We start from the raw sequence: 22,042 nt of genomic DNA on the forward strand, positions 1-22,042 counted from the left end.
CACCTTTTTCTAATCAAGATTGGATTTTCCCATGTGCGCCTGCGGCAAAAAACGCCGCGCACACCCTCAATAATTTACAACTTTGGAAAAATCTTTCGCCTTCAGTGAAGCGCCGCCAATGAGCCCGCCGTCGATGTCGCTCATCGCCATTAACTCAGACGCATTTTTGGGGTTCATGCTGCCGCCATACTGTATTCTTACCTCGTCCGCCGCGCCGCCAAACACTTCTTTTACCGCTGCACGGATCTCTTTGATGGTGTTGTTGGCATCGTCCGCCGTTGCCGTCTTGCCCGTGCCGATCGCCCAGATCGGTTCATACGCGATCACAACCTTGCGCACGTCGCCTTCCGCCACACCGAGGAGGGCAAGCTTCGTTTGCTTGCGTACCACTTCCGCCGTCACGCCGCTTTCGCGCTCTTCCAGCTTTTCTCCCACGCATACAATGGGGGTAAGGCCTTTTTCGAGGGCTTTTTTGACCTTCAGGTTCACGGTTTCATCCGTTTCCGCATAATATTCACGGCGTTCGGAATGCCCAATGATAACATATTGTACACCGAGATCAAGCAGCATATCCGCTGAAATTTCGCCTGTGAATGCACCGGAATCATGATAATCGAGATTCTGCGCGCCAAGACCGATGCCAGAGCCTTCCAGCGCCTGTGCCGCCGCGGCAAGGTCCGCCGCCGGCGGGCATACCACTACGTCCGCTTTCGCATCCGCCACAAGGGGCTTTAACTCATTAATCAGGGCCACCGCTTCGCTTGCGGTCTTGTTCATTTTCCAATTTCCTGCAATAATCGGTTTTCTCATAATAAAACTCCTTAACTTTAAAATCTTTTTGAAAAGGACGGAGAATCTCCGTCCTTTTGATGTTTCGTTTTCACGCATATATCACGCCCGGAACCAACTGGCTTCATTTGCCAAGCAGGCCGACGCCTCATGCACATTACTTATCGTTCAGCGCAGCCACGCCCGGCAGCTCTTTTCCTTCGAGGAACTCGAGCGAAGCGCCGCCGCCCGTGGAGATATGCGACATTTTGTCCGCATAGCCAAGCTTTTTCACAGCCGCAGCGCTGTCGCCGCCGCCGATGATGGTGATCGCCGAGGAATCCGCAAGCGCTTCCGCGATGGCCTTCGTACCGCCCGCAAATGCAGGCATTTCCGCAACGCCCATCGGTCCGTTCCAGATGACTGTCTTTGCGCTCTTGATTTCGTTTGCAAAGATAATGCGTGTGGAAGGCCCGATATCAAGCGCCATGGCATCCGCCGGAATGTTTTCCGCCGCAACGATCTGTGTCTCCGCATCGGCCTTAAACTCTTTTGCTACAATAAAATCCGAAGGAAGCATGATCTTGATGCCTTTTTTCTTTGCCTGGTCCATCAGGTCGCGCGCGAGATCCAGCCGCTCGTCATCCACAAGGGATTTGCCCATTTCATAGCCCTGTGCCTTAACAAATGTATTGGCCATGCCGCCGCCAATGATCAGCCCGTCTACCTTGGTCAGCAGGTTTTCGATTACGCCGATTTTGTCCGATACTTTGGCACCGCCAAGAATTGCAATAAAGGGACGCGCCGGGTCTTCAAGCGCTTTGCCCATTACCGACAATTCCTTGCCGATCAAAAAGCCCGCAACTGCCGGAAGATAGTCCGCGACGCCTGCCGTGGAAGCGTGCGCGCGGTGTGCCGTACCAAAGGCGTCCAGCACGAAGATATCGCCAAGGCTGGCAAGCTGTTTCGCAAATTCCGGATCATTCGCCGTTTCTTCTTTATGGAAACGAAGGTTTTCAAGCAGTACAACCTGCCCCGCTTCCATGGAATCCACCGCATCCTGCGCCTCTTTGCCGATGCAGTCTTTTGCAAAAATCACCTTGGTGTTCAAAAGCTCGCCCAGCCGTTTTGCAACGGGTGCAAGCGAAAACTCGGGCTTTACTTCCCCCTTCGGACGGCCAAGGTGAGACATCAGGATCACCTTGGCGCCGTGATCCAAAAGATACTGGATGGTCGGAAGCGCCGCTCCAATCCGTGTCTCGTCCGTAATTTCCCCGTTTTCGTTCAGCGGAACGTTAAAATCTACACGTACGAGCACCTTTTTGCCCTGAACATCGATATCTTCAATCGTCTTTTTCATGATCATTACTCCTTTTAGAATGATTATTCACATACCCTTTTATTTTAATCAATAAGCCTTTAATAATCAAGCATAACTTAAAACCGCGCCGATCCCCGTCCAAAACCTTCACTGTCCACGCGGGCGCATCCTGGCCCGCGGGATTTTCTTACTGCATTTCACCGCGCAGGTAAACCGCCGCAATATTGGCCACGTGGTCTGCGACACGCTCGCACATGGTGATTACATCCGTAAAGACGGTACTGGCCTGTGCGCTGCATTCGCCCTTTTTCAGACGCTTAACATGGTTCTTTTTGATCTTTGCTTCGTAACGGTCGACCTCGTCTTCAATTTCAATTACACGCTGCGCACTCTCGAGGTTCCCTTCTTTGAGCGCCTCGCGCAGCAGACGGAATGCTTCGCCGATTTTGTCTGCCATAAACTGAATTTCCACTACGCCCTTTTTCGACATTTTGATTTTCTTATCCAGCCGAATCGCCGCGATATCCGCGATATTTTGAGCAATATCCGAAATCCGCTCAATATCCATAATAACGTGCAGCAGCCCCGTCACCGTACGTGAATCCACCTCGGAGAGGCCTGTCTGGCTGACGTTTGCCAGTGCATCCGTAATTTCGTGGTTCAGATAATTGACTACCTTTTCATTTTCGCCCACTTCGTTGATCAGCTTTTCATCCCGTTCGAGGAAGCTTTTGATCGCCAGATTGAAATTTTCACCGGAAAGGCGTTCCATGCGCGCAACTTCGAGGATGGCCTGCCCGACCGCGACAGGTGAGCTGTCCGCGTTCTTGTCGATATATTTGAGCTTTTTCCCTTCAAGTTGTTTATCCTCGCCGCGGACGAAGAAATAGGATATTTTTGTCAATACCTGTGGAACGCCGATAAAGATAAAGGCGTTGACCACATTGAAAAACGTATGGAAATTCGCGAGCTGGTTGACGGGCGAACCCGGCGTCCATGATTTGATCCAGTCCACAATTGGCAAGAACTGCATTGCAACCATGAAGATAAACGAACCGATAATGTTAAAGAACAGCAGGGCGATTGCCGTACGCTTAGCCGTCTTAGTGCCCGAAATACTTGCCAAAATGGCCGTGACACATGTGCCGATATTAAGGCCTAGAATCACATAAACCGCGGAATCGAGCCCCATGATTCCCTGCATGGCAAAAGCCTGGATGATACCCATCGTCGCCGACGAACTCTGGATAATTGCCGTGACCGCAAGCCCTGCCGCAAGCCCGATCCACGGGTTTTGGAAAGAGGACAGCATGTCAACGAAGGGCTGGTATTCCCTTAAGGGGGCAACCGCTTCCGACATCAGTTCCATACCGAACAAAAGAATACCAAGGCCGCCTATGATTTCCCCGATGCGCCGCACCGAACGTTTCTTTACGAACAGCATGATGATTACGCCCGCAAAAAGCACAATGGGGGCAAACTCTGTTACCTTTAAGGCTACAATCTGCGCAGTGATTGTCGTGCCGATATTGGCGCCGATCCCCACATTAATTGCCTGCGTAAGCGACATCAGTCCCGCGTTTACAAAGCCGACAACCATCACCGTCGTTGCCGACGAACTTTGAATTACCGCCGTTACGCCCGCCCCAAGACCGAGCGCTGAAAAACGGTTCTTCGTCATCAGCTCGAGGCCTGTCCTGAGTTTGTCGCCCGCCGCGGCTTCAAGACCGTCCGACATTAGTTTCATGCCGTAAAGGAAGAGCCCGAGACCTCCGATGAGCATTAAAACACTCCATAAATCCATACAAAATTCCCCCAGTAAGAAATTTTCATTTCATATGAAAATAGCCATTTTGACGCAGTGCCTCATAGACCCCCACGCACACTGCATTGGAAAGGTTCAGGCACCGCTGCCCGCTTTGCATCGGGATTCGAACCGAACGGTTCGCATTGCAGTCCAAAAGCTCCCGTGGAAGCCCCGCCGTTTCCTTACCAAATACCAGAAAGCAGTCCTTTGAATAGTTTGCCTGATCGAAATTTTTCTGTACCTTAGAAGAAAAATACCAAAAATCCCCTTTCGGATATTTTTGGTATAATTCATCAAGAGTTTCATACGTATATAAGGTAAGATCCTTCCAATAGTCGAGGCCGGCCCGGCGCACATGCTTTTCATCGAGCGAGAAACCCATCGGTCCAACAATATGAAGCACACTCCCCGTGACAACACAAGTGCGTGCAATATTTCCCGTATTTTGCGGAATTTCGGGCTCAACCAGAACAACCTGAACTGCCATCTTCAACCTAGCTTTCCGTGCCTTCCAGACCAGAAGCAAGCATTTTCCATACGTTCCCTCTCATCTGAAATTGATATTAATCCGAAGATCAATCCATGATAATTATAAGGTAAAATCCATGTGCGCGCAACGTAAAAATTCAGTAAAATTCCAATTCGTTTTTTTCCGCTTTATTTTCCTGTTTTGGGCTGTTCCTTTTCTGGAAACTGCCTTTTTCCGCCAGGCCTTAGGAGTAATTTCTATTTTCTATTGACAGATCGCGTTTTATGATTATACTTATAATCATAAGCTTGTTATTATAATCATTGGATTATACCTGAACACATTGTCATGCAAATGCAGCTACTGCCGGCAAAACGGAGGATCGAAAAATGACGGAAACTTTAACTTACAGTGAATGGATGGTCATGAATGCGCTCTGGGGCAGGGATCCGCAGCCTCTCTCCGGTGTGATCGAGGCGATGGGGAAAACCGTTGACTGGAGCTACCGCACCTACGCATCCTATTTGAAAAAGCTTTGCGACAAAGGGTTTGTTGGATTCGAAGCCAAGGGGCGCGATAAATTTTATTATCCGCTCGTTCCGCGTGAAGACTGTATCCGCGCGGAAAGCCGCAGTCTTTTAAAAAAGGTCAGCGCCCGGAGCAAAAAGGACCTGCTCGTATGCATGATTGAGGAAAGCGGGCTGACGGATGAAGACCAGAGCGAGCTCAAGACGCTGATTGACCGTTTGGGGGGATCAAAATGAGTATCCTGCGCACTTTGTTTGAGATTACCGTTTATTCCGCAATTTTGTTTGCGCTTATCCTTCTTTTGAAGCGGATTTTCCGGAATCGGTTTTCCCCTTCCCTTCAATACTTCGTATGGTTCCTGCTCATCGCCCGGTTGGCGATTCCCTTTACCTTTGAAAGCGGCATCGGGTTCTTTACCATTTCTCCCGGCGTTTCTTCCGCGGTTTCCGTTTCTGCCGAAGAAACCGCCGCCGCTCCCGCCGGGACAGGGATGCAGGCGCTGGGAAGCGTCGCGCAGCCGCCGCAGGCCGCAGCAGGCGCGCAAAGCGAAACGATGAGCGCGGCATCCCCAGCGCCGGAAACGGAATATCCCGGCAAGTCGGAAACGCCAGTATCTACCGCTGTTCCGAAGGCACAGCCTCCCGCGCCGTACATAGACCCAGCCGCCGTTCTCATTGCCATTTGGCTGTCCGGCATCGCCGCGGCCGCATGGAAAACGACGCGTGACTATATTTCCCTTTCCCGCAGGCTAAAACGTTCCGCTGTTCTTCCGCCTCCGGAAGTGCGGCGCATGGTCGACCGGGTTCGGCGCGAACTTGGCGTTAGGCGGGATATTCGCGTCTTGATGCAGGGGTCTATTTCTTCTCCCGCGCTGACCGCATCATTCATTCCAAAGCTTCTCTTGCCCGTTTCCCTGTTGGGCCACCCCGCGCAGCTTTGTTTCGCCATACGGCACGAACTGGTTCATTTCAGGCGCTACGATTACCTCGTTTGCCTGCTGATGCTCGTCCTGCGCGCCGTTTACTGGTTTAACCCGGTCGTATGGCTCATGCAGCATCCGATCAAGACGGATATGGAGGCTTCATGCGATAATATTGCGACTGCCGCCCTTCCGGAGGAAGAAAAAAAAGCATATGCCCGTACAATACTGGAAATGTTTTCGAGCCGTATGTGCCCGCAGCCCGTTTTGGGGATGTCGCTGCAAAGCAATAAAAAAACCGCTGAAAAAAGGATTCGGGGAATTTTTATGAAAAACAGCACGAAAAAAGGAATCAAATTCATTTCTGCCTTTGCGGCCGCGCTGCTGGTTACGGTATGCTTTACCACCGCGTGCCAGCCCGCCCTGGAGGTATATCCCGGCATTACGGACCGGGACAAATTCGCCGCCGGAACCGCCGTCGGCGGAATCAATATGGGCGGCATGACCTTCGAAGAAGGGAAGGAGGCCCTTATGCCCATGGTAGAGGACCTTCTCGGAAAACAGATTGAATATACCGTAAAAAATATCGATACGCCTTATGTGCATTCCCTTTCACAACTTGGCGTTACGTTTGATGCGGAAGCCGCGCTGGCGCACGCGATGGAAAAAGGCGGCGACGGCAGGAACTTTCCTCTTGAGCTTCAGGTTGACGATGCCCGGATCGAGGCAGTAGTCGCCGAAGACAGCGCCGGTTGGAACCAGCCCGGTATTTCTTATTCCGTAGCAAAGGAAGCTGACGTAGAGGCCCTCACAACCTCTGGGCAAATCGTCCAAAATGAGCTGGAAACCTTTTTCCGCGTAGATGAAGACGCACTCGCCGCGCAAATTAAAAAACAGATCGAAAACCGCGATTTTCACTCTTTTGCCGCGCCTGGAAAGACGGAACTACCCAGCCCGGAACCGGGACGCGGGCTGGTATTGATGGGGTCGGCTACGACGGCGATCAGCAGCGGTTCATCCGAAGGAAGAAAATATAATATCTGGAAAATCAGCGATATTCTCAATGGAGTGGTCATCCATCCCGGGGAGACCTTATCCGTCAACGACACGGTAGGGGACCGGACGGTGGAGAACGGCTGGGCGCTGGCGCCGGGCATCGAGAACGGAGCCTATACGGATCAGGCTGGGGGCGGCATCTGCCAGGTGTCGTCTACCATGTATAACGCGGCATTGAAAGCGGAAATGACGATCAAGGCGCGCGTGCCGCACACCATTATGGCAAATTATGTACCGGCTGGTATGGACGCCACGGTTTCCACGGGCGGGCCGGATTTTGCCGTCAGCAATCCATATGACTCGGATGTGATGCTGATTGTGAATTGCAGCATCCCTGACTCCCAAGTCACGGTGGAAATCTGGGGACCGGTGGACCGGGATTATTACCTGAAGTTCGAGAGCGTCCTTGAGGGGGAAACCCCTCCTCCTGAGTATGGAGCGACAAAATTAGTAAGTAATCCTGCGCTCGGAGAATACGAAATCCAGAAAATATCCGTGGAGCAAGGCGGCGGGCAGTATACGGTTTACGCACAAAAATATGATAAGGACAGTGACGAAGCCATCGGCGAAAGATATCAGGTGGCAACTTCAATTTATAGCGCAAGAGCTGCTACTGTCGAAATTGGACCCGGAATTCCACTGACCCATGCCAGCCTAATTGCCAATTCCGCGGAGACATTTGAAGATTTTTTGAAAAAGATTCGAGACCGTTATCCCCTGCAGTAATATTTTGTTGCATAGGAATGCCGGAAAGGGGTATATTATTGTTAGACGAATGAATGGAGGGTATGCCCTATGGCAACGGAAAACAAAGTAATTTGCAACTGCAAGCAGGTAACGCTCGCGGATATCGAAAGCGCCCTGCGGAATTCAAAAAACATGACGGATGTTACGTCCGCATTTGACGACGTGCAAAAGGTGACGCACTGCTCTACAGGCTGCGGCCAATGTCATGATAAGATCATGGATGTAATTTCGGATATGATGTACAACATAATCTAAGCAAAATAAAAAGCATCCCCGGCGGAGATGCTTTTTTCGTTTCTTTATTTTCCAAACACAAACCGGTCGATTGCCTGTGCGACACCGCATTCCCGCACATCCGCCGTGATATAGTCCGCCGCTGCCCGCGCCTCTTCCATCGCGTTTTCCATTGCAACGCCTACGCCTGCCGCGCGGAGCATTTCCACGTCGTTTCCGCCGTCTCCAATGGCCATCACCTGCTCCATTTGCACGCCGAGAAGTTCCGCCAGCTTTTTCAGGCCGGATCCTTTGGATACGCCGAGTTTGTTAAACTCCACATTGCGTTCCTCCCCGCGGACAACGTTATATTTTCCCGCAAACGTTTGCGCAATATCCCGCAGCTGCGGCTCAAGCTCAATGACCGGGGACCATACGAGCACCTTTTCCGCATCCGCGTACATCTCCCGGTACATTTCTTCCTCCGTGTCTTTGATGACCACGGGAAACACCGCTTCTTCGCCCTGCTGCCATTTGTCGAACAAAACCTGATAGTAATCGTCCTTGGTGCAATAAATTTTATTATCGCTGAAGATATACCGCTTCTGCCCCGTCCCCCGGTATGCGGCCATAATATCCCGCGTCGCTTCTTTGGGGATGCTGTCGCGGAACCACGACTTTTCTCCATCGCGTATATCCGCTCCGTTGCATATAATGATGGGAAGATCAATCCTGAGCGCGTGAATCCACCGTTTTGCCGTTTCAAGGATGCGCCCTGTCGCAAGCGTCACATACACGCCCGCCGCACGCGCGCGTTTAATTGCATCCATATCCCGGGGCGCAACGTTCATCCCCATATCTGCAATCAGCGTTCCGTCTATATCCAGTGCCAATAATTTTATTTCCTGCATTCGTCCACAAACTCCGCAATTCTTTTCAGCGCTTCCTTTAAATTATCCATGGACGACGCATAAGAGCACCGCATAAAGCCTTCGCCTGCCGCGCCAAACGCCGTGCCCGGCACACACGCCACATGCTTTTCATGAATCAACTTATGACAAAACTCTTCCGACGTCATTCCCATTCCAGAAATATTGGGGAACACATAAAACGCGCCCTTTGGTTCAAAACAGGAAAGCCCCATCTTTTTAAAGGCATTATATACAAATGTCCGGCGGCGGTTATAATCCGACACCATTTTTCCTACTTGTGCAAAATCCGTGTCCATCTCATGCCGCAGCGCTTCTTCGCCTGCGTGTTGGCTGGCCGTGGGCGCGCACAGCATAAAATATTGATGGATTTTTACCATGGCCGCAATCATATCTTCCGGCCCTGCCGCATAACCGAGCCGGAACCCTGTCATGGCAAACGCCTTGGAAAACCCGTTGATGACCACCGTGCGCGGATACATCTCCGGGAACGAAGCGATGGAACAATGCCGTCCGCCATATGTAAGCTCTGAATAAATCTCGTCCGAAATCACAAACAGGTCGTGCTTCTCAAGAACCGGAACAATCGCCGCAAGCTGTTCTTTGGTCATAATCGCGCCCGTCGGGTTATTGGGATAAGGCAGGATAATCGCCTTTGTTTTCGGTGTAATTGCCGCCTCAAGCGCACGCGGCGTTACTGTGAAATCATCGCATTCCTGCGTTTCAATGGGAACCGCCACGCCGCCCGCAAAGGCAACCCCCGGCATATAGGAAACATACGACGGCGCAGGCACAAGGATTTCATCGCCCTGCTCGATGACCGCACGAAAAGCAAGGTCAAGCGCTTCGCTGGCCCCTACGGTCACGATTGTCTGCGTCTTCCAATCATAACCCACGCCATACCGTTCGCTCAAATAACGCGTAATCAGTTTGCGCAGCGCCGGGTTTCCGTGGTTGGACGTGTAATGCGTATATCCGCGCTCAATGGATGCAATTGCCGCTTCCCGGACATTCCACGGCGTCACAAAATCAGGTTCGCCTACGGAAAGCGAAATGATATCCTTCATTTCGCTCGCAATATCGAAAAATTTCCGTATTCCCGAAGGCGGCATATCTTCCACTGTTTTCGCAATAAACTTCCTCACGGCGTGACCACCAATCTTTCATCCGTCTCCTCACCCACAAGAATCACACCCTGCTCCTTATACTTGCGCATAATAAACACCGTAACCGTTTTCGTGACTCCGTCGATGACCGAGAGTTTTTCAAATACAAACTTGGAAATATCCTTCATGCTGCGGCTCTTAATGCGTACGCATAAATCGTACGTACCCGCCATCAGGTAAACCGCGCGCACCTCCTCAAAACGATAAATGCGTTTTGCCATATCGTCATAGCCGTAATCCCGCTGCGGCGTAATCTCCACTTCAATCAGCGCTTCCGCATCCCCGTCCGCATCCACTACGTCGCGGTTTACGAGTGCACTATATTTGATAATTGCTTTTTCGTCCTCAAGCTCTTTTACTGTTTTTTCTATCGTGGCGGCATCCACATTCAGCATAAGCGCCATTTCATCCGCCGTCGTTTTGGCATTGTCTTCCAATATATCGAGAATTTCAAGCTTTAAACTCTTTTCCATAACAGCCTCCCTGTCAGCGTCTGCCCGCGCATATGCGCGTATTCTTCCGCAATTAAATGTCATTATAGCATGCTTTTACAGTTTTCTTCAACCTTAGTACGAAGAAATATCGCCGGTCAACATAGAAAAGCAGGCGAGAGAGCGCCTGCTTTCCTGTCCGTTTTTACATTTTTTCAAGGCGGTGCCCGTTACTGCTTGTCGTCCATATCACGCGTTTTCATCCCGGCCCGTTCAATGAACTCCGCAGTTGAGCGCGTAAGCGCCTCCTGCGCGCCGCGCGCTGCCTTGAGGGGGCCGCCGATGAGTTCCGACATAGGAATCCCCGCAAACTGATCCGCTATTCCTCCGCCTGTCACTTTGTCCAGTTCTTTATTCGTCAAATCTTTTTGATCCATATCGTCTTTCACAGAACCGCCGCCTCCCATCTTTTCTATTTATAGTATAAATACGAAAAGATTCGCAAAGCATCTCATGTCTTCAAATACAGGCCGTCAAATATACTGCCGCATCCAGCCAAGTAAATAAGTGAAAACCTCATCCCTGTTCGTTTCGTTCAAAAGTTCGTGCCGCGCCCCTTCGTAAAGCTTCATCTCCACAGGAAGGCCCGCCTCTTTCATCCAACCGTATACCTCTTTTACTCCCTCGCCATAGTTTCCTACCGGGTCCATACTGCCGGATACAAGCAGGCAGGGCTTATCCCCCGGCATGCGCCTGGCCCACTGCATCCCCGAAACATCATCCACCAGGTTGGCAAAGTCATAGGCCGCACGGTCAGTAAACAGGAAAGTGCACTGCGGGTCCGCATTATACTTTTCCACGCGTTCCCTGTCGCGTGTGATCCAATCATTTTTGGAACGCACATCTTCATACCGGTCGTTATATTTGGAAAACGCAAGATGGGAAAGAAGTGTGGCGGGCTTCTTTGCCCGTCCGAAAAACATTCCTACATTTGCAAGAAAACGGATGAGGCCGGTTAGCTTGTTTGCGCCCGACGTCCCCATGAACACCGCACATATGGGCTCATCGCCGTATTTTGTCATATAGCTGCGCGCCACCATACTTCCCATACTGTGCCCCATCAGCACAAAAGGAAGGCCGGGATAACGCCCGCGAACCATCCCGGTCAGGGAATGGACGTCCTCTATCACCAGCTTTTCACCGTTTTTGTCGGCAAAGTAGCCGTAAAAACTGTTTTTGTTGCGCTGTTTGGTAAACCCATGGCCAAGGTGGTCGTTTCCGCACACCACACCGCCGTTCTCTGTGATATATTCCGCGAATTCCGCATAGCGGTCAATATATTCGCACATTCCATGACAGATTTGCAAGATAAATTCCGGCTGCACGCCATCCGGCCGCCACAGGCGCGCAAACACATTGCTCTTTCCGTCCGCCGATAAAAAAGTCAATTCTTCCTTTATACATGCCATTTCCTTCACCTCATGCTCCCTGCCCATCCGCGCCGGAAAAAGACCCTAAGATGTGCCTGTCCTGAGAAGCGGCACATCTTTCCCGGCCGGCGGGCCCGCCTGTCTATCCTGCGTGCAAACCGCTTAGTCCACGGATTTTGTGGCAATGAAGTCCACGCCCGTATCGAGTATATTCCTTAAAACCACATCCCCGCACCCGACGGGCGCATCCACCGTTACATCATTTAAAAGCGCGACGGCGCGCATCATCATCTTTTTGGGGACGGGCGCGCTCGTCTTAACGGGCAGCCGCGGAAGCTCCGCGCCACGGATGCGCACTGTGGATGTAATCATGCGCGTAGGGTTCTCCATTTCGGATTCCACATAGCGGATTCCCCTTTCGCACCCCGCGCCCGTAAGGTTTCCATTTCCATCCGCAAAAATACGGCAGCCCTTCGGGCACACAATGCAGGTAAACTCTCTCATGCCTGTTCTCCTCCCTTCAGCGAAACCTCGATTTCATTTCCGGTCAGCAGCTTTTTAGGAATCCGTATTTTTTCCATTTCCCCGGGCACTGCATAATCGCGCTTAAATCGTGCAATTTCCCCGCCGTTCGATTTGACCACAATACTGATATCCTTATAAATATCGTTCACCCGGAAAAACACTTCCAGGAATTGTCCTACGTTATCCATGCGCGCACGCTGCGGAAGGATATAATTGAGCCCCCGGCTTGCATATAACTCAAAATACGGCATTTCTGTTTCGCCATGCGCAGCATATTCCGCTGCCGCTTTGCCCGCCCGTATACTTTCCATCGTTACAAAGTCCACAAGGTCGTGCACCTGCGCTACATTTCCGCACGCGAAGATGCCCGGTACGCTCGTCTCCATATTTTCATAAACGATTGGCCCTTTGGTACGCATATCCATCTCCACTCCTGCATTTTTGGAAAGCTCGTTTTCCGGAATCAGGCCCACCGAAAGCAGTACCGTATCGCACTCAATTTCCTTTTCCGTTCCCGGAATCGGTTTCCTGTCCTTATCCACCCGTGAGATTACCACGCTTTCCACGCGGCGGCGCCCACGGATTTCGGTAATTGTACTGGAAAGGTACAGTGGGATATCGAAATCGTCGAGGCACTGCACGATGTTGCGCCGGAGTCCCGCCGAATAGGGCATCAACTCTACGCACGCCACCACCTGCGCGCCCTCAAGCACCATACGCCGGGCCATAATGAGCCCAATATCGCCCGATCCGAGGATCAGGACCTTCTTGCCTACCATACAGCCTTCCATATTAACGTACCTTTGTGCCGTTCCCGCGGTAAAAATTCCCGCCGGACGCGTCCCCGGAATTCCGAGCGAGCCGCGCGGGCGCTCCCGGCAGCCCATAGCCAAAACGACCGCGCCCGCGTCGATTTCCAGTACACCCTCCTGTGGATTGACCGCTACGATATGCTTCTCCCGTGAAATGCTGAGCACCATCGTATTGAGCTTCAGTTCAATATCCGTCCCGCGAAGTTCGCTTATGAAGCGCTCCGCATATTCCGGTCCGGTGAGTTCTTCTTTAAAATAGTGCAGGCCAAAGCCGTTATGGATGCACTGGTTAAGGATTCCGCCCGCTTCAAAATCCCGCTCCAAAACCACGATCCGTTCCGCGCCGTTTTTCCTTGCCTCAAGCGCCGCCGCCAGCCCTGCCGGGCCCGCGCCGATCACTGCCACGTCATAATTTCTTTCCATTGTTCTCTCTTTCCGTATCCCCTGGGAAACGCCGTGCTGCCCATACGGTTTGTCCGGCATCTCCCTATTTCCCCATTTTGTCTTTGCTTTCCCTAATCCTCTTTTGTCTCCCCGGTCACAATGTAGCTTCCTGCAGTATCCTGCATGATTTCTTTCATAGGAACGCCGAGCGTCCGGGCCATGATATCATGGATACGGGGTTCACAGAACCCGCCCTGGCACCTTCCCATACCCGCTGCGCACCGCCGCTTGATGCCGTCTATGCTGCGCGGGGCGACCGGGCGTTTCAGGATATCTATAATTTCTCCCTCTGTGATGGTCTGGCAGCGGCACACTACCCGTCCATAAGCCGGATTTTCCTTAATCAGCGCATCCTGGGCCTCCAGAGACATTTCATTCATGCGCAGCACCCGGCGTTCCCCGCGGAATTCCACTTTCCTGCGCAGGGTAAGCCCACAGTTTTCCAGAATCCGCACAAGGTCTTCCGCAATTGCGGGAGCAGAGGAAAGCCCGGGGGACTTGATGCCCGCCGCATTGATAAAATTCCTGACGTTCGATTCTTCGACTATAAAATCATTTCCCGCTACGGCGCGCAGGCCCGCAAAATTACGGATATTTTGCGAAAAATCAATGGTGGGGACAGACTTTACCGCCATTTCCCGGATATAGCTAAGCTCGTCTGCATGCGTCGAGGTATCGTCGCGTGCCGCCGCGGTTTTGCTGTCCGGTCCGGCATATAAATTTCCATGTATTGTAGGCGCGACCACTACGCCTTTTCCAAGCTTTGTCGGGCACTGGAATACCACGGTGGAAACAATTCCGCCCATCGTCTTATCAAACAGAAAATATTCTCCCCGCACGGGGGTGATGGCCATACCTGTCCCGCCGGCCATTTCATAAACTTTATCTGCAAAAAGTCCTGCCGCGTTGACAATATATTTCGCGCGGTATTTTTCCCCGCCTGCGGTTATTTCAAACATTCCGTCCTGCTTGCTGATGCGCTTTACGCCGCTCGAAAGATAACAATCCACCCCGTTCATAACCGCCGTCTCGATCAGCGCGGCGGCAAATTCCCACGGGCTGATGACCGCCCCCGTGGGCGCCCACAACGCGCACCGTACCCGGTCCGAAATATTCGGCTCGCGCCGCAAAACCTCTTCTCCAGAAATAATTTCCACCGGTACCCCGTTTGCCACACCGTTTTCATAAAGCTTATGTACCTCGCGCACTTCCTCTTCCGAGAAGGCAAGCACGAGAGATCCGGTTTCCCGAAAGGGAATATCCAGCTTTCTGGCAAGCCTGTGGGCAAGTTCATTGCCGCGCGCATTATATTTTGCCATCAGGGTGCCCGGCTCGGGATCATAGCCCGCGTGGATGATGGCGCTGTTCGCTTTCGTACTTCCGCACGCTATATCGTTTTCCTTTTCCAGGAGCGCCGTCTTGAACTCGTACTTTGAAAATTCATACGCGGCGGCGCAGCCAGTGATTCCGCCGCCAATAATGATCACGTCATATTGCATAAAATTCCTCTTTCATAGGAGATTCGGGATGCCCGTCCTGAAAGCCCGCCGGAGAATTCCCACAGCGGCTGCGTGCTTCGCCATCTCAAGGCGCCATCCATTTCACAATTTCATTTATAAAGTTTCTCTTGCTCTCCAGCCGGAAAAAAGACCGTTAGGCCCCTATAAATTGGCTTTCGCCTCCATCTGGTTAAACCGGATCACGTATCCTGCCAGCCTTTCGCCCGGGAAACCGCCTTATGCCAGTGTCTTATCAGCCGTTCCCGCTTTTCCGCCGGCATTGCGGGAGCAAACCGTTTATCGAGCGTCCATTTCCCGGAAATTTCCTCCGTACTCTTCCATACGCCCGTCGCCAGCCCGGCAAGATATGCCGCGCCAAGCGCCGTCGTCTCGCGTACCCGCGGGCGCATCACCGGGGTTTCAGTAATATCGGCCTGGAACTGCATGAGGAAATTATTCGCCGAAGCGCCGCCGTCCACCTTCAGCCTGCCAAGCTTTATTTTCGTATCCGCCTGCATGGCGTCCAGTACATCCTTCGTCTGGTAGGCGATGGATTCGAGTGCCGCACGGATGATATGTTCTGCCGTCGCCCCGCGTGTGAGACCGATAATCGTACCCCGCGCATACATATCCCAGTAGGGTGCGCCGAGACCTGTAAACGCGGGCACAAGGTATACCCCGCCGTTGTCCGGCACCTTCTGCGCAAAATATTCGCTGTCGGCGCTTGCCTGGATGAGCCGCATTTCATCGCGCAGCCACTGGATCACCGCGCCGCCCATGAACACGCTTCCTTCAATTGCATAATGCAACGTCCCCTTGGGTGTGGCCGCAATGGTCGTCAGCAGGCCGTTTTTGCTGCGGCATAGCTTTTCCCCCGTATTCATCAGCATGAAGCAGCCTGTCCCATAGGTATTTTTCGCCTGCCCCGCGCCAAAGCATGCCTGCCCGAACAGCGCGGACTGCTGGTCTCCCGCGATTCCCGCCACAGGGATCTTTTTTCCATAAACCTCCGCATACCCGTAAAGCTCGCTCGAGCTCTTTACTTCGGGCAGCATGGCGCGCGGAATGCCGAGCGCTTTTAAAATAGTTTCATCCCACTTAAGGCTGCGGATGTTAAACATCATGGTACGCGATGCATTCGTATAATCCGTTACGTGCACCTTCCCCCTTGTGAGGTTCCACAGCAGCCATGTATCCACCGTGCCAAACAGGAGTTCTCCTTTTTCCGCCCGCTTGCGCGCGCCCTCCACATGGTCGAGTATCCACTTCACTTTGGTTGCGGAAAAATACGCGTCAATGAGCAGTCCGGTTGTCTCCCGGATGTAATCCGCCATACCGTCCTGTTTCAGTTGCTCGCAAATAGCGGCCGTCCGCCTGCACTGCCACACAATAGCGTTGTAAACCGGTTTCCCGGTTTCTTTTTCCCATACGATTGTCGTTTCGCGCTGGTTGGTAATGCCGATTCCCGCCACTTCGTCCAAAAAAATTCCCGCCTCGTCCACCGCTTCCTCAAGCACGCCGACCTGTGACGACACGATCTCCATCGGATCATGTTCCACCCATCCGTCCTGCGGAAAATGCTGCGTAAATTCGCGCTGCCTTACGCATATAATGTTGCAATCCTGATCAAAAATGATGCACCGGGAACTGGTCGTTCCCTGGTCAAGGGCAATGACATAACGTTTCATTTCACGCACCCTCCAATATTACCAGACGGTCGATACACCTTTATTGCGGGGAATCGGCCGGCATTTTCCAAGCTGCTGTTTGCGGGCAAGGGCGGCATGTACGCCCGCAGGCCTGCCCATAGGCGGAACAGCGGCCGCATGTCCTGCGCGCAGCAGATAATCCCAAATGCGAAAGAGTGCCCTGCCGCGCAGCGGCAAGACTTTTTGGGCAAGCTTATTACTTCTATTTTATCCGATTTCAGAAGGTATGACAATGCATAGTTCTGTTCCGTTTCACATTTGCAGGAAGGGACGAAAGAATCCGTTCATCTTCCATCACCCAGGGAAATAAAAAAGGCCGCCGTCCCATCCGGGAAAGCGGCCGCTGCCGTTCACAGCGTTTCTATCAGTTCATCTACCGTCGTAAGCTGTGCTCCATAAATATCTTTTAAATATTGGATGCCGTATTCATAATCCTCTTTGGTGAAGGAATCTGTCGCATCCGTAGGTACAATAATTCGGTATCCCCAGTAATACGCATCCGCCGTCGTGTGGCGGACGCACATATGCGCATGCAAGCCGGTCATAACAACCGTGTCCACCCCGAGTTCAGTGAGGAGAAGATGCAGGTCTGTCTGGAAAAATCCACTGTACCGGCGCTTTGGCACTACAAAATCCCCTTCCTGCGGCGTAAGTTCCGGAATTACCTCTGCGCCTTCCGTGCCGATAATCGCATGGTCGCCCCATAATTCAAGTTCCCGGTCGATTCCCTTGATATGCGCGTCGTTTGCATAAATCACATACACGCCCTTTTCGCGGGCCGCCCGGACAAGCTTTTCAAGATGCGGTACAATCGCTTTTGCCCGGTCGCACGTGAGTGCGCCCGTCACAAAGTCGTTCAGCATGTCCACCAAAATAACCGCTTTCTTTCCCATAACAAGACCTCCGTTTTTCATAAATAGCATTTTCTTCTATCTTACTCCCGCTTCCCGCGAAACGCAAATAAAAGAACAGGGAGCATAAAATGGCCACTGGATCACTCATACATTTCCACGGTTTCAAGCACCGTCTTGATATTCTCCGCCTTCACATGACCGGTCAGGATTCCGGCATCCGGAATATGGCTGCCGCCCAGCACACGGATGCCGGTCAGCCATTCGCAATTTTCCGCCTTTTCCCGCTCCTTGAACACCAGCCCGGATGTTGCAAACCGTGCATTCACTCTTCTCTTATTTACTCAATTCAGCGGCTGATGCTCAAAGAAAACACACGAAATTTCACACAGTTCCAAAAATTTAGTTTTTCCTGTCTGTACATCAGGCTGGGACGGATTTATTCACGCAAGTGTGAAAATGAGGAAAAGATATACCAAAGCATCTCCGTTTAGGTGCTGGGTGAAGGGTCTACCGTTTCTCTGCGGTTCGCTATTCCCATTGTGGCAAGGCAAGAAAAAAGCACGGCGCCTGAGGGCGCCGTGCTTTTTGGTGAAAGAGCCATTGAACCCGCTGTTTGAATGTTATACGATTATAGAGCCTTCGCTTGTCGTCTTGTCCGTCACCTTCCTTGCCACCACCGCGATCCGCCCGTTTTCCTGGGTGTATTCGCACGTCGAAAGCGTAATCAGCTCGTCTCCAAACTCTGGCGTTATTCCTGTATCGTACAGCGAAAGCTCTTTGATATTCCCTATAAATTCATCGAATTCTTCTTCCGTCTCCGCATCATAGAATTTATAAAATTTGAAGACGTCCGTTTCATCCTTGTTGTATACCTTTGAAAGAAACACCGATACGATCTCGTAATCGTCCTTGCTGTATAAAGAACTGTATTCAATTACCGGATGCTCCTTGTAAAATTCTTCCTCCTGGTAATCGAGCAGCGTATGGAACATCGTTCCATTCTTCATGTTATGCCCGTGCAGCAGCAGGTTTGTACTTCTCGGGTCCACGCTGCAATTCTTGTCGATGAAGATGCACCCCTCTTTCGTTGGATCCTCTTCTTTTTGGAACGTACGGTAAAGATAGAATTCGCCGTCCTCCGGCGTATACATCACCGGGTAATCCACAACAGTCCCTTCGATTTTAACCCAGCCCGCCAAATCGCCGTTCTGCCGGTACAGTTCTTCAAGCTCCGGCAATACCTGCGGTTCTTCCGGCGCCGGCGATGGGCTTGCCTCCGCGGACGGCGCAGCGATTACCGTGGGCGACGGGGTGCTCACCGGTTCCGGCTCCCGCGTCATCGGCACGATGGCAAAGGCCACGATACAAATCGCCGCCGCGATGGCTGCTGCCAGCACTATGAGCCACTTCATATTGCCCTTGGCTGCTCTTTTTGATTGGTTAGGAGCTTGATTCCTGCTGTTCTTCCCGCTCATGTTTCTTTTATCCATAATTTCTTATTCCCTGCTTTTCCATGAAAATGCACAGAGCGGGAAATTCCCGCCCTGCGCTTGATTCACCTGGTGTGGGTTTACCTGTGAATCCGATCATACGATTTCATATGATCTATTATTTAGAAAATGCCTTCCTATAAGCTGCGATACCAATTGTACCTGCCGCCGCGAGCGCAATTACCGCGAATACCCACATGTCTGTGGTCGCGTCGCCCGTTTTCGGAACGTCGTCCAGCGCGCTGTCTTTCGCCGTGTCACCCGTGCTTCCGCCTTCAGAAGGAGTTTCCGGGTTTGTGGACGGCTGCGGGTCAGGATTAACCGGGGTAGACGGCTCCGGGTCAGGGGTAACCGGGGTGGACGGCTCCGGGTCAGGCTCCACTGCCGCTGCTACCGTGCCGCTTGCTGCAAAATTTCCAACAGGATTATGCCAATCTGTACCCGCTTCATTCGCAACTTTTACGCCGGACAGCGAAAAATTGATCGTATCTCCCGCTTTTGCCGTTACTTTATATGTATAGGTCACACTGCCCGTTCCCATAACTGTAAGCTGCGTTTCATCACTAAGGGGCTTTCCAGTGGTTCCTACATACTCTAAACCCTTGGTACTGATTTTCCCTTCAAATCCGCCTACATCATTCGCCGTACAGGATACCTTAACTGTTATGGTATCTCCCGGATTCGGCTTACTGTTATCAATTTCTACGTTGATTGGAACATCCGCAGCAAACCCAGCCGCCGCGAAAGCCAGCACAAGGATAGCTGCGAGCGCAATCGACATTATCTTTTTTTTCTTCATTTCATTTATCCTCCAAATTCATTTTGTCCTTTTATTTATTCAGCCTGATATTGTTAACCAACACTAAGTCCAGAAGATCAATGATGCCGTCTCCGTTCATGTCGGCCGCCTGGAATGCCTCGTCATCAAACTCCGCCGTTCCATTCTTCACATTATTTATCTGAACCATATCGAGAAGATCTACAATACCGTCTCCGTTTACGTCTCCCGGTATTCTTGCATCCGTAACCGGGACCTCTGCCGTCCAAACGGCACTTCCACTATATCCCTTTACGCTTACTTCCACACACAGTGTCTTATCAATATTATCAGAAGTTACCGTGTAGGTCGGTGCAGTGCCCAGTATGTTGTCGCTGCCTTCGTAATACCATTTGTATTGCGCATCTTTATTAACCGGATATGAACCGATCACCGGCTCCATGAAGTTATCCGTAAAAATATTAGCTGTCAGTATTTGCCCTACCTTAGGCTCAGTAACAGGCGTCGCTCCATCTTCTCCTACCACCGTTACACCGATCACTTCATATCTGGGTTCCGGAATCACATTCGCTTCCCATGTATCCATTCCATCATAGCCGTTTACGCTTACATCCACGCATAATATTTTACCGATATTATCAGAAGTCACCGTATAGGTCGCTCCTGTGCCCAATACGTTGTCGCTGCCTTTATAATACCATTTGTATTGCGCATCCTCGTTTACAGGATAGGAACCGATCACAGGATTCGCCGGATCATCCGTCTCAATGTTTGCCGTCAGCTTCTGGCCAACTTCCGGAGTTGTTACGGCGGTATAGCCATCCGTTCCATCAACTACCACTGCCTTGGTTACTTTGTATTTAGCTGCCGCATCCGTTGCTGTCCATGTCTCTGTTCCATCGTAACCTTTTACACTTACATCCACGCATAATATTTTACCAATATTATCGGAAGTCACCGTGTAGGTCGCTCCTGTGCCCAATACGTTGTCGCTGCCTTCGTAATACCATTTGTATTGCGCATCCTCGTTTACAGGATAGGAACCGATCACAGGATTCGCCGGATCATCCGTCTCAATATTTGCCGTTAATTTCTGGCCAGCCTTAGGTGCGGTTACAGGCGTATAACCGTCCACGCCATCTACCACATTTACACCGGTTACACTGTACTTGGCCGCCGCATCCGTCGCTGTCCATGTCGCGCTTCCATTGTAGTTCTTTACGCTTACATCCACGCATAATATTTTACCGATATTATCAGAAGTCACCGTATAGGTCGCTCCTGTGCCCAATACGTTGTCGCTACCTTCGTAATACCATTTGTATTGCGCATCCTCGTTTACAGGATAGGAACCGATCACAGGATTTGCCGGATCATCCGTCTTAATATTTGCCGTCAATTTCTGGCCAGCCTTAGGTGCGGTTACGGGCGTATAACCGTCCACGCCGTCAACTACATCCACGTCGGTTACTTCATAATAAGATGCGGCTTCCGAGGCTGTCCATGTCTCTGTTCCATCGTAACCTTTTACGCTTACAGTCACGCACAGCTTCTTGCCAGCGTTGTCCGAGGTCACCGTATAGGTTGCTCCCGTGCCCAGCACGTTGTCCTCGCTGCCCTCATAGTACCATTTGTATTCCGCGTCTTCGTTTACCGGATACGAGCCAATCACCGGGTTTCCGGCATCGTTCGTATAAATGTTAGCGGTCAGCTTCTGGCCAACTTTCGGAATTTCTACGGTTGTATAACCGTCTACTCCGTCAACCACTACTACCTTGGTAAGTGAAAAAGTGGCTGCAAGCGCCATTGTCGGCAGAGCAGCCAGCACCAACAGTGCCACCAGTAAAACCGCTAAAAATTTTTTGCCTTTCATTTGAAATCTCCCCTCTTCATAATGCTTTGCCACCTGGCATTTTCTAAATGTATGATTTTTGGCAAAACGAAAAAAATAGAAAAAAGGGGTTGATTTTTCGATATTTATTGACTAATATTAGATATATGGGAAGTGGGTGTCATTTTCCAAAAAGTATACGTTTCGGGAAAAATTAAATGTTCGATAGAATCGTGTTTGCGGCATACTTTGGTGCCGTTTTTTTGTGCTTTTGCATCTTCCTGTAGAGCGTGCTGGGCGGCATTCCCGTTTCTGC

Annotated in this window: 21 protein-coding genes; 3 read left to right on the top strand and 18 right to left on the bottom strand. The window is 51.4% G+C overall.

The window, feature by feature from the left end:
* Positions 1–66: 66 nt before the first annotated feature.
* The 4 genes from tpiA to H8S18_RS13690 all read right to left on the bottom strand — a co-directional run bounded on the left by tpiA (position 67) and on the right by H8S18_RS13690 (position 4,383).
* Positions 67–810: a triose-phosphate isomerase gene (tpiA, locus tag H8S18_RS13675; RefSeq protein ID WP_186858827.1), complete on the bottom strand. Its 744-nt coding sequence runs from the start codon at positions 808–810 to the stop codon at positions 67–69.
* 136 nt (positions 811–946) lie between these two features.
* Positions 947–2,128, bottom strand: coding sequence for a phosphoglycerate kinase (locus tag H8S18_RS13680; protein ID WP_207721774.1), 1,182 nt, complete (start codon positions 2,126–2,128; stop codon positions 947–949).
* Between the two features lie 148 nt (positions 2,129–2,276).
* Complete coding sequence (locus tag H8S18_RS13685; protein ID WP_186858828.1) at positions 2,277–3,893, bottom strand: Na/Pi cotransporter family protein; 1,617 nt, start codon at positions 3,891–3,893, stop codon at positions 2,277–2,279.
* Positions 3,894–3,918: 25 nt separating this feature from the next.
* On the bottom strand, positions 3,919–4,383 hold the full coding sequence (locus tag H8S18_RS13690) for a tRNA (cytidine(34)-2'-O)-methyltransferase (RefSeq protein ID WP_186858829.1): 465 nt from the start codon (positions 4,381–4,383) through the stop codon (positions 3,919–3,921).
* Between the two features lie 371 nt (positions 4,384–4,754).
* On the opposite strand from H8S18_RS13690, the gene H8S18_RS13695 reads away from it, so the two are divergent.
* From H8S18_RS13695 to H8S18_RS13705, 3 genes are all read left to right on the top strand, one after another.
* Positions 4,755–5,129 carry a BlaI/MecI/CopY family transcriptional regulator gene (locus H8S18_RS13695; RefSeq protein WP_186858830.1) on the top strand — a complete coding sequence of 125 codons (375 nt, stop codon included), beginning with the start codon at positions 4,755–4,757 and terminating at the stop codon, positions 5,127–5,129.
* Positions 5,126–7,594: a M56 family metallopeptidase gene (locus tag H8S18_RS13700; RefSeq protein WP_186858831.1), complete on the top strand. Its 2,469-nt coding sequence runs from the start codon at positions 5,126–5,128 to the stop codon at positions 7,592–7,594. Before H8S18_RS13695 ends, H8S18_RS13700 begins: the two co-directional genes overlap by 4 nt.
* A gap of 69 nt (positions 7,595–7,663) precedes the next feature.
* Positions 7,664–7,870 carry a (2Fe-2S)-binding protein gene (locus tag H8S18_RS13705; RefSeq protein WP_186858832.1) on the top strand — a complete coding sequence of 69 codons (207 nt, stop codon included), beginning with the start codon at positions 7,664–7,666 and terminating at the stop codon, positions 7,868–7,870.
* Positions 7,871–7,914: 44 nt separating this feature from the next.
* On the opposite strand, the gene H8S18_RS13710 is transcribed toward H8S18_RS13705, so the two are convergent.
* From H8S18_RS13710 to H8S18_RS13775, 14 genes are all read right to left on the bottom strand, one after another.
* Positions 7,915–8,739, bottom strand: a complete 825-nt coding sequence (locus H8S18_RS13710; RefSeq protein WP_186858833.1) for a Cof-type HAD-IIB family hydrolase — start codon at positions 8,737–8,739, stop codon at positions 7,915–7,917.
* A complete protein-coding gene (locus tag H8S18_RS13715; protein ID WP_330598782.1) occupies positions 8,727–9,902 on the bottom strand; it encodes a pyridoxal phosphate-dependent aminotransferase in 1,176 nt (391 codons plus the stop codon). The genes H8S18_RS13710 and H8S18_RS13715 overlap by 13 nt, the downstream gene beginning before the upstream one ends.
* Entirely contained in the window at positions 9,899–10,396 is a 498-nt protein-coding gene (locus tag H8S18_RS13720; protein ID WP_186858834.1) for an Lrp/AsnC family transcriptional regulator, read from the bottom strand. The genes H8S18_RS13715 and H8S18_RS13720 overlap by 4 nt, the downstream gene beginning before the upstream one ends.
* A gap of 188 nt (positions 10,397–10,584) precedes the next feature.
* Complete coding sequence (locus H8S18_RS14990; protein ID WP_207721776.1) at positions 10,585–10,803, bottom strand: DUF2589 domain-containing protein; 219 nt, start codon at positions 10,801–10,803, stop codon at positions 10,585–10,587.
* A gap of 84 nt (positions 10,804–10,887) precedes the next feature.
* Positions 10,888–11,823, bottom strand: coding sequence for an alpha/beta fold hydrolase (locus H8S18_RS13730; RefSeq protein WP_186858835.1), 936 nt, complete (start codon positions 11,821–11,823; stop codon positions 10,888–10,890).
* Positions 11,824–11,946: 123 nt separating this feature from the next.
* Positions 11,947–12,288 (bottom strand): DUF1667 domain-containing protein, encoded by a 342-nt coding sequence (locus H8S18_RS13735; RefSeq protein WP_186858836.1) that lies wholly within the window; start codon positions 12,286–12,288, stop codon positions 11,947–11,949.
* Positions 12,285–13,544: an NAD(P)/FAD-dependent oxidoreductase gene (locus H8S18_RS13740; RefSeq protein ID WP_186858837.1), complete on the bottom strand. Its 1,260-nt coding sequence runs from the start codon at positions 13,542–13,544 to the stop codon at positions 12,285–12,287. The genes H8S18_RS13735 and H8S18_RS13740 overlap by 4 nt, the downstream gene beginning before the upstream one ends.
* Before the next feature lie 92 nt (positions 13,545–13,636).
* A complete protein-coding gene (locus H8S18_RS13745) occupies positions 13,637–15,064 on the bottom strand; it encodes an NAD(P)/FAD-dependent oxidoreductase (RefSeq protein WP_186858838.1) in 1,428 nt (475 codons plus the stop codon).
* Between the two features lie 200 nt (positions 15,065–15,264).
* Complete coding sequence (glpK, locus tag H8S18_RS13750; RefSeq protein ID WP_186858839.1) at positions 15,265–16,752, bottom strand: glycerol kinase GlpK; 1,488 nt, start codon at positions 16,750–16,752, stop codon at positions 15,265–15,267.
* A 371-nt stretch (positions 16,753–17,123) separates the two neighbouring features.
* Positions 17,124–17,666, bottom strand: a complete 543-nt coding sequence (locus H8S18_RS13755) for a cysteine hydrolase family protein (protein WP_186858840.1) — start codon at positions 17,664–17,666, stop codon at positions 17,124–17,126.
* A gap of 101 nt (positions 17,667–17,767) precedes the next feature.
* Positions 17,768–17,953, bottom strand: coding sequence for a hypothetical protein (locus H8S18_RS13760; protein WP_186858841.1), 186 nt, complete (start codon positions 17,951–17,953; stop codon positions 17,768–17,770).
* A gap of 294 nt (positions 17,954–18,247) precedes the next feature.
* Complete coding sequence (locus tag H8S18_RS13765) at positions 18,248–19,117, bottom strand: class B sortase (protein WP_186858842.1); 870 nt, start codon at positions 19,115–19,117, stop codon at positions 18,248–18,250.
* A gap of 118 nt (positions 19,118–19,235) precedes the next feature.
* Positions 19,236–19,916: a hypothetical protein gene (locus tag H8S18_RS13770; protein WP_186858843.1), complete on the bottom strand. Its 681-nt coding sequence runs from the start codon at positions 19,914–19,916 to the stop codon at positions 19,236–19,238.
* Positions 19,917–19,947: 31 nt separating this feature from the next.
* The gene (locus tag H8S18_RS13775) at positions 19,948–21,768 is read right to left on the bottom strand and encodes a dockerin type I repeat-containing protein (protein ID WP_186858844.1); all 1,821 of its coding nucleotides are present in this window, start codon (positions 21,766–21,768) and stop codon (positions 19,948–19,950) included.
* Positions 21,769–22,042 lie beyond the last annotated feature (274 nt).

The sequence above is a fragment of the Christensenella tenuis genome, assembly GCF_014287795.1.
GTDB classification, from domain to species: Bacteria; Bacillota; Clostridia; order Christensenellales; family Christensenellaceae; genus Christensenella; species Christensenella tenuis.

Excerpts from the sequence above, each read along its gene's own strand:
- H8S18_RS13685 (WP_186858828.1), bottom strand. The coding sequence starts at position 3,893 with ATGGATTTATGGAGTGTTTTAATGCTCATCGGAGGTCTCGGGCTCTTC.
- H8S18_RS13690 (WP_186858829.1), bottom strand. The coding sequence starts at position 4,383 with ATGGCAGTTCAGGTTGTTCTGGTTGAGCCCGAAATTCCGCAAAATACG.
- H8S18_RS13735 (WP_186858836.1), bottom strand. The coding sequence starts at position 12,288 with ATGAGAGAGTTTACCTGCATTGTGTGCCCGAAGGGCTGCCGTATTTTT.
- H8S18_RS13680 (WP_207721774.1), bottom strand. The coding sequence starts at position 2,128 with ATGAAAAAGACGATTGAAGATATCGATGTTCAGGGCAAAAAGGTGCTC.
- H8S18_RS13770 (WP_186858843.1), bottom strand. The coding sequence starts at position 19,916 with ATGAAGAAAAAAAAGATAATGTCGATTGCGCTCGCAGCTATCCTTGTG.
- H8S18_RS13695 (WP_186858830.1), top strand. The coding sequence starts at position 4,755 with ATGACGGAAACTTTAACTTACAGTGAATGGATGGTCATGAATGCGCTC.
- H8S18_RS13700 (WP_186858831.1), top strand. The coding sequence starts at position 5,126 with ATGAGTATCCTGCGCACTTTGTTTGAGATTACCGTTTATTCCGCAATT.
- H8S18_RS13755 (WP_186858840.1), bottom strand. The coding sequence starts at position 17,666 with ATGGGAAAGAAAGCGGTTATTTTGGTGGACATGCTGAACGACTTTGTG.
- H8S18_RS13710 (WP_186858833.1), bottom strand. The coding sequence starts at position 8,739 with ATGCAGGAAATAAAATTATTGGCACTGGATATAGACGGAACGCTGATT.
- H8S18_RS13720 (WP_186858834.1), bottom strand. The coding sequence starts at position 10,396 with ATGGAAAAGAGTTTAAAGCTTGAAATTCTCGATATATTGGAAGACAAT.
- H8S18_RS13765 (WP_186858842.1), bottom strand. The coding sequence starts at position 19,117 with ATGGATAAAAGAAACATGAGCGGGAAGAACAGCAGGAATCAAGCTCCT.
- H8S18_RS13775 (WP_186858844.1), bottom strand. The coding sequence starts at position 21,768 with ATGAAAGGCAAAAAATTTTTAGCGGTTTTACTGGTGGCACTGTTGGTG.
- H8S18_RS13730 (WP_186858835.1), bottom strand. The coding sequence starts at position 11,823 with ATGGCATGTATAAAGGAAGAATTGACTTTTTTATCGGCGGACGGAAAG.
- H8S18_RS13705 (WP_186858832.1), top strand. The coding sequence starts at position 7,664 with ATGGCAACGGAAAACAAAGTAATTTGCAACTGCAAGCAGGTAACGCTC.
- tpiA (WP_186858827.1), bottom strand. The coding sequence starts at position 810 with ATGAGAAAACCGATTATTGCAGGAAATTGGAAAATGAACAAGACCGCA.
- H8S18_RS13745 (WP_186858838.1), bottom strand. The coding sequence starts at position 15,064 with ATGCAATATGACGTGATCATTATTGGCGGCGGAATCACTGGCTGCGCC.
- glpK (WP_186858839.1), bottom strand. The coding sequence starts at position 16,752 with ATGAAACGTTATGTCATTGCCCTTGACCAGGGAACGACCAGTTCCCGG.
- H8S18_RS13740 (WP_186858837.1), bottom strand. The coding sequence starts at position 13,544 with ATGGAAAGAAATTATGACGTGGCAGTGATCGGCGCGGGCCCGGCAGGG.